Annotated in this window: 9 protein-coding genes; 5 read left to right on the forward strand and 4 right to left on the reverse strand. The window is 61.7% G+C overall.

Translation table 11 applies throughout. From position 1 onward, the window contains the following. Nucleotides 1-992: iron uptake porin (locus NW855_RS10775; RefSeq protein WP_414508743.1), on the forward strand; the 992-nt coding region annotated here is incomplete at its 5' end. Between the two features lie 127 nt (nucleotides 993-1119). Here the strand turns inward: NW855_RS10775 and NW855_RS10780 are convergent. Both NW855_RS10780 and NW855_RS10785 read right to left on the reverse strand, forming a co-directional pair. Further along, nucleotides 1120-1959, reverse strand: coding sequence for a DUF6671 family protein (locus NW855_RS10780; protein WP_414508744.1), 840 nt, complete (start codon nucleotides 1957-1959; stop codon nucleotides 1120-1122). A gap of 52 nt (nucleotides 1960-2011) precedes the next feature. Beyond that, on the reverse strand, nucleotides 2012-3709 hold the full coding sequence (locus NW855_RS10785; protein WP_414508745.1) for a SulP family inorganic anion transporter: 1698 nt from the start codon (nucleotides 3707-3709) through the stop codon (nucleotides 2012-2014). Nucleotides 3710-4010: 301 nt separating this feature from the next. On the opposite strand from NW855_RS10785, the gene gyrA reads away from it, so the two are divergent. The 4 genes from gyrA (at nucleotide 4011) to psb28 (ending at nucleotide 8909) form a co-directional block, all read left to right on the forward strand. After that, nucleotides 4011-6566, forward strand: coding sequence for a DNA gyrase subunit A (gene gyrA, locus NW855_RS10790; protein ID WP_099812131.1), 2556 nt, complete (start codon nucleotides 4011-4013; stop codon nucleotides 6564-6566). A gap of 190 nt (nucleotides 6567-6756) precedes the next feature. After that, complete coding sequence (locus NW855_RS10795) at nucleotides 6757-7152, forward strand: DUF760 domain-containing protein (RefSeq protein ID WP_011430263.1); 396 nt, start codon at nucleotides 6757-6759, stop codon at nucleotides 7150-7152. Between the two features lie 86 nt (nucleotides 7153-7238). Continuing rightward, nucleotides 7239-8423 carry a glycerate kinase gene (locus NW855_RS10800; protein WP_228375490.1) on the forward strand — a complete coding sequence of 395 codons (1185 nt, stop codon included), beginning with the start codon at nucleotides 7239-7241 and terminating at the stop codon, nucleotides 8421-8423. Between the two features lie 171 nt (nucleotides 8424-8594). Further along, complete coding sequence (gene psb28 / locus NW855_RS10805) at nucleotides 8595-8909, forward strand: photosystem II reaction center protein Psb28 (RefSeq protein WP_011430265.1); 315 nt, start codon at nucleotides 8595-8597, stop codon at nucleotides 8907-8909. A 5-nt stretch (nucleotides 8910-8914) separates the two neighbouring features. Here the strand turns inward: psb28 and gatA are convergent, their stop codons facing one another. Together gatA and NW855_RS10815 are read right to left on the reverse strand one after the other, a co-directional pair. Then, complete coding sequence (gatA, locus tag NW855_RS10810; RefSeq protein WP_414402906.1) at nucleotides 8915-10444, reverse strand: Asp-tRNA(Asn)/Glu-tRNA(Gln) amidotransferase subunit GatA; 1530 nt, start codon at nucleotides 10442-10444, stop codon at nucleotides 8915-8917. A 157-nt stretch (nucleotides 10445-10601) separates the two neighbouring features. Continuing rightward, nucleotides 10602-10907 (reverse strand): hypothetical protein, encoded by a 306-nt coding sequence (locus NW855_RS10815; RefSeq protein ID WP_414508746.1) that lies wholly within the window; start codon nucleotides 10905-10907, stop codon nucleotides 10602-10604. Nucleotides 10908-11029: the final 122 nt, after the last annotated feature.

The following is an 11029-nucleotide window of genomic DNA, read 5'->3' on the forward strand; positions in this document are numbered from 1 at the left end:
ATGCTTCTTTTGTGGGTCGCGATCGCCTGCGCATTCGTCTCCAAGCTCGCGATGCTGTGACTGAGTTCTTTGATGGGGATCCCGGCCTTGAGTTTGGCGGCCGTGGCGGTGGCACTTTCACCCTGGCCAAGCTGATCTACCAATTCCCAGCTTTCAACCAAGCAGCTACCATCTACACGGGTATCGTTGGCTCAGGTGTGTTCGATGTATTCAACTACAGCACACCCTTCGAAGCTCTCTCCGACTTTGCTGATGCTCCCAACTCCACGGCGGATGTGCCAGGTGGAGCTCTGTTTGGCTTCCGCTACCGACTCTCCGATCAACTGCGCTTGGCCTACAGCTACAGCACCAGGAACGCTCAAGCCTTAGGCAAGGGCTTCGGCGACAGCGGTATAACCGGTAGCGATAGCGCCCACGCGGTGGAGCTGGGCTTCCTGCCGAATGAAAATCTAGAGATTTACCTGCAGTTTGCCAGTACCTATCTGCAGACGGCAAACGATGGCCCTGAGTTCTTGGCCAACGGTACAGCTCTTTTCCGTGGCCCTCTGAGAGTAACCAATGTGTCCACCTCTGCACAGGTGAACGCCTTTTCTGTGGCTGCCAACTGGGAGATTACCCCCCGCGTCATCGTATCTGGCTGGTTTACTGCTGGCAATGTGGATTACAACTTGCCCAACGTGGTACCGGCTGGCACTGTGGATCCGGGTGAGGAAAACTTTAATGGTTTCCTCTTTGGCTTTGTTTTCCCTGACCTCTTTGTGGAGGGTGCCAAAGGCGGGGTTGTATTTGGGCAGCCAATCGTGACCACAGACAACGACGGAGTGTGGGATACTCGCCCCTTCGTTGTGGACGTCTACTACAGCTTCCCGGTCAACGAGTACATTACTCTAACGCCTGCTGCCTACTTTGTGAGCAACCCCAATGGCGGCAGACCCGGAGACAACGACCCAACCATTGGCGTGGGGGCTTTGCGAGCTGTGTTTACTTTCTAGTTCTTAAAATCCCTGCGCTGACATCCAAGTTGCTAAGTAGGGATCCACTGGGTTGGATCCCTATTTTCTTACATCAGCCCCTCTGGGGGGATGAAAGCCTGGGCTTGACGTCAAGCTTGGGACAAAGCTAGGGATTACAAAAGGCACACTGAGCGGGATCCGCCCAGGGCTCTGCCACAGGCTCGGTGTGGGTGTGGGAACAGCGAGCACAGCCATATACCCAAGCCTTGGCCACGGGGGTGGGGGCGCCACATTGGCCGCAGGGCAGTCCAGAGACCGAGCGGATCTGCCAGTAGCCAGGAGTGCCGCAGGCCGGGCACAGGCTTTGGGCTTTGGCGATTAGGTTTTGGGTGGCGGCTGCGATGACTTGGAGCCGGGTTGGGTTGCACATGGCCCGCATGTCGGTTTCCAGATGCAGGCCACCCTGCCGAGCCAGCAGCTCCCCCACCACCTGCTTCAGGGTAGCTTCGTCTTGGATTCCTTTGTGGATAACCTGGGGCTTTTCTGGCTGGTCGAGGGCGATCAGGGCGTGCTGGGGAAAACCCGCCCTTTGGGCAAAGTCCAGCGCTTCTGCCCAGCTCTGCACCCAGCGATGGCTGAAATTGGTTTGGGTGCTCTCTGCATAGCCGACCAGCTCCAAGGGCTCCGCGCCGGGTTCAAAAACCCTGAGCATGACCCATTCTTGGTTCCAAGGGATCCAAGGGATCTGGGGGTGGGGGCCAAAGGATCCCTCGCTGGCCAAGCCCAGAGCTTCAGGATGATCCTGCAAAGCCCTTGCAATCTTCAGGCGCAGAGTCTGTAGGGGATCCCCTGGCCGAGGCCGCTCCCGCGAGAAGGTGCCCAGTTGGTCGGTGTCCAGAGGTATCACTTGCACCTGGATCCCCAGATGCTCGGCCAAGAGAGGGGCAATCACCTCCTCTTTGCGATGCAGGGTTGCCAAGTAGGCAATCCGACCCTTCCAGTCCATAGAGGTGCTGCAAAAAGCCTACAGCTTTTGTCCTCGGGCCAGTCGAGATGGCTCAAACTAGGGGGCTGGGTTTTGCCGCCAAGCCCAAGTGGGCGACGGCCTCGGCCAAAGCGGCCTCTCGGCTTTCCACAAACCGCTCCGCCGGCAGGGGCAAACGTAGGCTTTCCAAGCGCTGCCGGATGCGGCCTCTGGCGCCGACAATCCACACCTGTTTGCCGCGATCTAGGGCCTCGCGAATGGCATTTTCCAGGGAGAGGGTCGCCGAAACCCCCAGCATTGGCACATCCGATAGGTCCACCACCAAAGCCTGGCAGGAGGCTACCGCCTGATATTGGCGGGAAATGGCCTGGGAAACCCCGAAGATCATCGGGCCGCTCAAGTAAAACAACAGCACCTGGCCGCGGCCCTGGCGCAGCAATTCCCTCTCACGGGGAGTGAGATCCACCGCATCATCGGCATCGGTAATGGCTTTCACCTCTTCGGAGTGGATCTCGCTGAGGCGTTGAATGGTGAGCAAGTTGGCCACAAACACTCCCACTCCCACTGCAGCGATGAGATCCACAAACACCGTCATGAACATCACCCCGTACATAATGGCTGCCCCTTTGAGGGAGAGGCGGTGGGCCCGCTTCAGGAAGCTCCAGTCGAGGATATCCACCCCCACCTTAAAGGCGATCCCCGCCAGCACCGCCATCGGGATCCCTTGGGTGAGGGGAGCGGCAAACAGCACCACCATCAAGAGGATGAGGGCGCGGGTGATGCCCGCCAAGGGCGTACGTCCCCCTGACTGGATATTCACCACCGTGCCCATGGTCGCCCCCGCCCCCGGCAAGCCCCCCAGGAAGCCGGAGACCAGGTTGGCGATCCCCTGCCCGATCAGCTCTTGGTCGGAGTCGTGGCGGGTGCGGGTGAGGTTGTCGGCAATCACCGCCGTCAAGAGGGTGTCGATACAGCCCAGCATGCCCAGCACCACCCCGTCCAACACCAAGCTGGCCAGGGAAGCAAAGGGCAACTGCGGCCATTGCACCTGGGGCAAGCCGGTGGGGATGGGGCCAATGCGCCGCAAATCCCAATCGGCCATGAACAAGCTGGCCACCAGCGTTCCCAACACCAAAGCCACCAACTGCGGCGGCACCACCCGTCGCCAGGGCTTGGGATAGCCAAAAAGGATGGCAAGCGTCAGCAGCCCCAGCCCCAGCTCTGGCATCTTGAGATTGAGCAGGTAGGTCGGCAGGTTCTGCACCGCCCCAATCACTCCTCCCTGGCTGGCGTGGCCCAATAGCGGCGGGATCTGCAGCAAAATCATGATCCAGCCGATCCCGGACATAAAGCCGGAAATAACGCTGTAGGGCATGAGGGTGATGTATTTGCCCAGCTTCAGGGATCCAAACAGCACCTGAAACAGGCCCCCCACCATCACCACCGTGAAGGCCGGCCCCAGTCCCTGGTTCGGATAGCTGGCGGTAACCTTGGCAATGACTGCCGTCATCATCACAGTCATCGGCCCGGTGGGCTCGGAGATGAGGGTGGGAGTGCCGCCGAACAGGGCAGCAAAAAAGCCCACACACACCGCCCCATACAAGCCCGCCACCGGCCCGGCACCAGAAGCCACCCCAAAGGCCAGGGCCATCGGCAGCGAGACAATAGCCGTCGTCAGGCCACCGAAGAGATCCCCACGCCAGTTTTCTAGGCTCAGACGCCGACGCCAAGCCAGCACTCCCCCACCTTGCCCCGTCACTTGGCCCAACATGCCCCACTGCCCTCAATGCTATAGGCAGCCTATCATTGAGCGTTACCATAACGCCCCGATTAGAGGATAGATTTTTATCTATAAATGTCTTCAGGGATCCCCTTGGGACAGGGGGCGGCTCCGGGCAACTCCCTCTGCCCCGGCAAAAGGCAATGGTAGACTAGACGCAGGCGCACTTTATTTTAGTTTCCTGGGTTGCCGACCGTTGGCCGGCAATGGCGATTGCTGCTGCGACAGCTTTGTAACCTCGAACCGTGCCCGCGCCCAAGCCGACCGGGATCCCTCACCTCTACCCCCACCCATGAGCGACAACGAATTGACCGCGCGCATCATCTCCACCGACCTGCAGCGGGAGATGGCGCAGTCCTACCTGGAATACGCCATGAGCGTGATTGTCGGGAGGGCTCTGCCGGATGCCCGCGACGGCCTCAAGCCGGTGCATCGCCGCATCCTTTACGCCATGCACGAGCTGGGCCTGACGGCGGATCGCCCTTTTCGCAAGTGCGCCCGCGTCGTGGGGGATGTGATCGGGAAATACCATCCCCACGGGGATCAGGCGGTTTACGAAGCCCTGGTGCGCATGGCCCAGGACTTCTCCATGCGGGAGCGCCTGGTGGACGGGCACGGCAACTTCGGCTCCATCGACAACGACCCGCCGGCGGCCATGCGCTACACCGAGTGCCGCCTCACCGCTTTTGCCCAGGAAGCCCTGCTGCAGGATATCGACGCCAACACCGTCGACTTCATCGACAACTACGACGGATCCCAGCAGGAGCCGCTGGTGCTGCCGGCGCGGATCCCGCAGTTGCTGTTGAACGGTTCTTCTGGCATTGCCGTGGGCATGGCCACCAACATCCCGCCCCACAACCTGGGAGAGCTGGTGGACGGCCTGATCGCCCTCATCCACAACCCCAACCTGACCAGCCTGGAGCTGATGCAGTGGATCCCGGCCCCCGATTTCCCCACCGGCGGGCTGATCATGGGCCAGGAAGGCATCCGCGAAGCCTATACTACCGGGCGCGGCTCCATCACCTTGCGGGGGGTGGCCACGGTGGAGACCATCGAGCAGCGGGGCCGACCGACGCGGGAGGCCATCATCATCACCGAGCTGCCCTACCAAACCAACAAGGCAGCCATGATTGAAAAAATTGCCGAGCTGGTCAACGAGAAAAAACTGGAGGGCATTGCCGACATCCGCGACGAAAGCGACCGCGAGGGCATGCGGGTGGTGATCGAGCTGAAGCGGGATGCTCAGCCTCAGGTGGTGCTCAACAACCTCTACAAGCAAACCCCCCTGCAGAGCAACTTCGGGGTCAACATGCTGGCCATCCTCAACGGCGAGCCGCGCACCCTGACGCTGCGGGACGCACTGCAGGCTTTCTTGGATTTTCGGGCAGAGGTGATCGAGCGGCGCACCCGCTACGAGCTGCAGAAAGCCGAAGAGCGGGATCACCTGTTGCAGGGCTACCTTTTGGCTTTGGGGCAGTTGGATCGGGTGATCGCCCTCATCCGCGGAGCCGCCGATGCCGCCACAGCCCGAGCTGAGTTGCAGGCAACGTTGGGCCTGAGCGAAGCGCAAGCCGATGGCATTTTACAGATGCAACTGCGCCGCCTCACCGCCCTAGAAGCGGAGAAAATCCAGGCCGAACACGAAGACTTGGTGAGGCAAATTGCCGATTTGCGGGATATTTTGGCCCGCCGGGAGCGGGTGATGCAGATCATCAGCGAAGAGCTGCAGCAGCTCAAGAGCCGCTTTGCCAGCCCGCGCCGCTCCCGCCTCTGCCTGGAAGACTGTGAGCTCAAGGTTGCCGATCTGATCGAGAACCGCGAGACGGTCATCTTCCTCACCGAGCAGGGCTACATCAAGCGCATGGACCTTGAAGAGTTCCAGGTGCAGGGGCGGGCCACCCGCGGCAAGGCCGGCGCCCGCATCAAAGACGACGATGCCATCGAGCAGTTTTTTGCCTGTCGCAGCCACGACACTATCCTCTTTTTCACGGATCGGGGGATGGTCTATACCCTGCCCGCCTACGAGATCCCGCAGGGGAGCCGCACCGCCCGCGGCAGCGCCATCGTCCAGTTGCTGCCCATCACTCGGGAAGAGCGGGTTACCTCGATGGTGCCCGTGAGCGAGTTCAGCGACGACGAATACTTGGTGATGCTCACCCGAGCGGGCTACATCAAAAAAACGGCCCTCAGCGCCTTTGCCAATGTGCGTTCCAACGGCCTGATTGCCATCTCTCTGGAGGAAAACGATGAGCTGCGCTGGGTGCGCCGCGCCCGCTCCAGCGACGATGTGGTTATGGCGACCCGCCAGGGCATGTGCATCCGCTTCCGGGCAGATGACGAGCAACTGCGCCCCCTGGGGCGAGCCACCCGCGGCGTGCGGGCCATCACCCTCAACCCCGGCGACGACATCGTCAGCATGGACATCATCTTTGCCGAGTCGGTGATGGCCGCTGAGCGAGAGGGGGAGAGGCTGGCCAACCCCTGGGTGCTGGTGATTACCAAAGAAGGGCGGGGCAAGCGCTCGGCCATCGACCACTTCCGCCGGCAAAACCGGGGCGGCAAGGGGGTGATCGCCACTAAGTTCCGCCAGGAGTCGGATGAGCTGGCTGCCCTGCGCATCGTCAATGCCGAGGACGAGATCCTGTTGGTAACTGCCAGAGGCATTGTCATGCGCCAGTTGGCCAAGGCCATCCCCACTCAGTCTCGCGAGGCGACAGGGGTGCTGGTGCAGCGCTTGGATCCGGAGGACAGCATTGTAGGAGTGACGGTGGTGCCCGCTTCGTTTATCAGGGATCCGGCGGAAGCTGAAGAGGAGCCGGCAGAGGGGATCCCCGAGGCCGACGGTTGATCTCCGAGGCGGCGCCTCCCGAGGTACGGCATTTGCCGCCTCAAAGGGGTGGGATCCCGTACCGAAGGCGGCGAGGCTCGGGTGTTAGGTTTGACATAGCCCAATTGGCGGAGCTGCGAAGGCCTAAGGAATGGGGCCAACAGCTCCGAGTTGGGCTAGATTTGCTGTGTTTGGGGAGCTTGGTGACTCCATGTCGAGCCCGATCAATTTCATTCCTGGTTTTGAGGCCGCGCAAACGCCCAGCCCCAACAACCGGCTCTGGCAATATCTGCAGTCTCAGGATCCCAGCGTTTTTCAAGACATCGCCCGCAACTCGTCGCCGGAGGTGCTGGAGATCTTGGGCCACAACATTCGCAGCTTGGTGGGCAGTTTGCCGCCAGACCAATTTGGCGTTCAAATCATCACCAACCGCGAGAGCTTGGCAAAAATGCTCTCCGGGGCGATGATGGGTGGCTACTTTCTGCGGGTGATGGAGCAGCGTCTGGCCCTGGAGCAGTCTTTGGGCAACTCATCCGCCGCCGTCCCCTCTCCCCAACCTTCAACACCGGATCAACCTCCAACAGCGGAGGGGGGCAGTGCCCAATAGCTCCGGGCTCAGCCTTGCGGGCCCGCAGCCAAGTTCAATCCATCCTCTCTGTTGCCGCCGAGGACGTTTTAGGGCTGATGCTGGGTATGGGTTCACCAGACCAGGGATCTGAGTTCAGCCGCCCACCTCGGCGGGTTTTGATCTGCCCGGATAGCTTCAAAGGATCCCTGACAGCCAAGGCAGCAGCGGAGAGCATCTCCCGGGGCATCCGCCAGGTCTTGCCGAAGGCCAAGGTGGAGCTACTCCCCCTGGCCGATGGGGGCGAGGGCACGCTGGAGACCTTGTTGCCGGCGCTGGGGGGAGAGAAACGAGGGCTGTGGGTCACTGGCCCGCTGGGGGATCCCGTCTGGGCCGAGTACGGGGTGGCAGGCGAGCGGGCGCTGCTGGAAGTAGCCCAGGTGGCCGGCCTGACCTTGGTGCCCCCTGAGCAGCGGGATCCCACCCGCACCACCACCTATGGCCTGGGGGAGCTGTTGCGGGCCGTCTGCCGGGATCCCATCGCCGAGATTTGGATAGCGCTGGGCGGATCCGCCACCGTCGATGCGGGTGCGGGGATGGCGCAGGCCTTGGGCTATCGCCTCTTGGATGGGGCCGGGGATCCCATCGGCTGGGGGGGAGGGGAGCTGGCCCGCCTGGCGCGCATCGAGCCACCTAAACAGCGCATTTGGCAAGGCAAGCGCATCCGCGGCCTCTGCGATGTGCAGAACGCCCTCACTGGCCCGTTGGGGGCGGCTGCCGTCTTTGCCCCCCAGAAGGGCGCCACTCCCCAGCAAGTGCGGCAATTGGAGCAGGCACTGCAGCAGTGGGCCAGGGTGGTGGAGCGGGATCTGGGCCGGGCCGTGGAGGGGATCCCAGGGGCCGGCGCCGCCGGCGGGCTGGGGGCAGGATTGGTGGCTTTTTTGGGCGCCACCCTGGAGTCCGGGATCCAGCTCTTGGCCCAGCACTTGGCCCTGCCGGAGCGTCTCCGCCGCTGCGATCTGGTGGTAACTGGCGAGGGCCGCCTTGACGAACAGAGCAGCATGGGCAAGGTAGTGGGGGCGGTGCTGGAGCAGGCCATGGTGGCCCAGAAGCCCCTGCTGATTCTCTGTGGCCAGGCCACCCCGGCAGCCCGGGCCGACTTGGCCGCCCGACCCCTTCCCATTAGAGTTGCTGCCCTCTGTGACCGGATCCCGGATGTGGCCGAGGCGCAGCGCCAGGCCGGTTACCACCTGGAGCAGATGGCCGCTTGGGAGTTGAAAAAGTTTCTGGCCGGGGATCCGATCCCCACCTAGCAAATGGCTGGGAAACAGCTTATCCATCGATCTCCAGCTCCCCTCTCCCCTTGGGAGAGGGGCTGGGGGTGAGGGCCGCTAGGGGCGGGGATCGCTTGGGTCAGCGACAAAGTGTCTTAATCATCGTGTTTGGAACAACTATAATGACTTGAATGAGTTTTTTTAAAAATTATGGCCACTATTGAGTTTTCTCCCGGTATTCCAGAAGTGCCAACGCAGGTGCGGTTGCTGAAATCCAAAACCGGCAAGCGGGGATCCGCCATTTTTCGCTTTGAGGAGCTGAAGTCCGACACGCAAAGCATCCTTGGCATGCGGATGATCGACGAGGAAGGGGAGCTGACCACCCGCAACATCAAAGCCAAGTTCTTGAACGGGGAATTCAAGGCCTTGGAAGTGATCTACGACATGGAAACAGAAGCAGAATGGGAGCGCTTCCTGCGCTTCATGGAGCGCTTCTCGGCAGCCAACCAGATGGGCATGGCCTAGTGGGCTCAGCTTTTGGATTTTTTGCTCCCCTTGGTGGACTTGCTCTTGGCTTTGGGCTGTTGAGCGGTTCCCTGGGCCTGCTCAAGGGGGGGCTGTCCCAGGGGAGGTCGCCGCTTGTGCCAGTCGGTGCTCTGCTCATAGGCATAGGCCACCCGCAGCACCTTGCTCTCCTGCAAGACGTTGCCTATGATCTGCAGGCCAATGGGCAGACCGTTGGCAAAGCCACAGGGCAGGCTCAGCCCCGGCAGGCCCGCCAAATTGACCGGGATCGTCATCAGGTCGCACAGGTACATACTCAAGGGATCCTCCCGCTCCCCCGCCTTGAAGGGCGGCGTGGGGGTGGTGGGGCTGACCAGCACATCCACCTTCTCGAAGGCCCTGAGGAAATCCTGCTTGATCAGGGTGCGCACCTTCTGGGCTTTGAGGTAGTAGGCGTCGTAGTAGCCGGCAGAGAGGGCATAGGTGCCGATCATGATGCGCCGCTTCACCTCCGGCCCAAAGCCGCGGGCGCGCGTTTTGCCGTACATAGCCAAGAGCGAGTCGGCGGGTTCCCGCAGGCCGTACTTGACGCCGTCGTAGCGGGCCAGATTGGAAGAAGCTTCCGAAGGGGCGATGATGTAGTAGGTGGCCAGGCCGTAGCGAAAGCTGGGGCAGTCGATCTCCAGGATCTCCGCCCCCAGCTCCTGTAGGTGTTGGATGGCGGCTTCCACAGCAGCACGGGTTTCCTCGCTGCAGCCTTCCCCCAGCAGGTTGCGGATGACGCCGATCTTGAACCCCTTGATATCCGGGATCAAAGCCTGGCTGTAGTCCGGGATCTCCACCTTGAGGCTGGTGGAATCCAGGGGGTCATGGCCGGCAATCCCCTGCAGCAGCAGGGCCACGTCCTCCACCGTGCGCCCAAAGGGCCCCACTTGATCCAAAGAGGAGGCAAAAGCCACCAGCCCATAGCGGGAGACTAGCCCATAGGTGGGCTTGAGGCCGACCACGCCACAGAAGGCCGCCGGCTGGCGGATCGATCCCCCCGTATCCGATCCCAGGGCCACCACCGCCTGGTCTGCCGCCACCGCCGCCGCCGACCCGCCTGAGGATCCCCCCGGCACCCGCGTCAGGTCCCAGGGGTTGGCGGTGCGCTGAAAGGCCGAGTTTTCCGTAGAACTGCCCATGGCAAACTCGTCCAGGTTGGTCTTGCCCACCGTCACCATGCCGGCAGCCGCCAGCCGCGCCGTCACCGTCGACTCGTAGGGCGGGATGAACCCCTCCAGCATCCGGGAAGCGCAGGTGGTGCGGATCCCTTGGGTGCAAAGGTTATCTTTCACCGCCAACGGGATCCCGGCCAAGGGGCCGATCGTCTCCCCGGCGCGAATGCGGGCGTCCACCGCTCTAGCCTGCTGCAGGGCCAGCTCTTCGGTCACGGTAATAAAGCTCCTCAGCTGCGGCTCCAGTTGCTGCAGGCGCTCCAGGTATTCGCGCGCGATCTCCTCAGCAGAGCGCTCCTTGTTCACCAACTGGGTATGCAGGGCACGGATAACAGACATAGACAAACTCGCAAGGAAGGGAAAAGGCTGATCCAGCTCAGTGAAAGTTCCCTCTAGAGTAATCCAGCGCGGCTCCCTACTAACTCCCCTCTCCCTGAGGGAGAGGGGCCGGGGGTGAGGGAGTGCTCCCTGAGGGAGAGGGGCCGGGGGTGAGGGGCTACCGTCGTTCTAAAAAATCGCGAAAATCGCGGCGCAGATCCCGGATCTCCTGCCGCATTTCCCTCATCTCTTGAGCCATCTCGTCGGTGCGCCGTTCCAAAGCTTCGGTGCGGCGCTCCACAGCTTCCGTGCGCCGTTCAATGGCTCGGGTGCGCGCATCAAACCGATCCAGCGCCTCGCGGAAAAACTGCGCCAGCATCGCCTGCCCTTCCCGCAGCTCTTGGATCAAAACTTGCTGGTTCTGCTGGGCAGCTTGCAACTCCTGGACGGCCCGAATCAGCCACTGCTCTTGCTCAGGTGTCATGGTTACCAAGGCGCTACAGAACAAGGAAATCCTACCACCCTAAATCTGATACATTTACGCTGAACATTGCTGAACATCACTGTTCAACTATGCAGCGATAGCATTCTGTTTGTTTCCAAACA

Source organism: Synechococcus sp. RC10B2 (genome assembly GCF_047502635.1).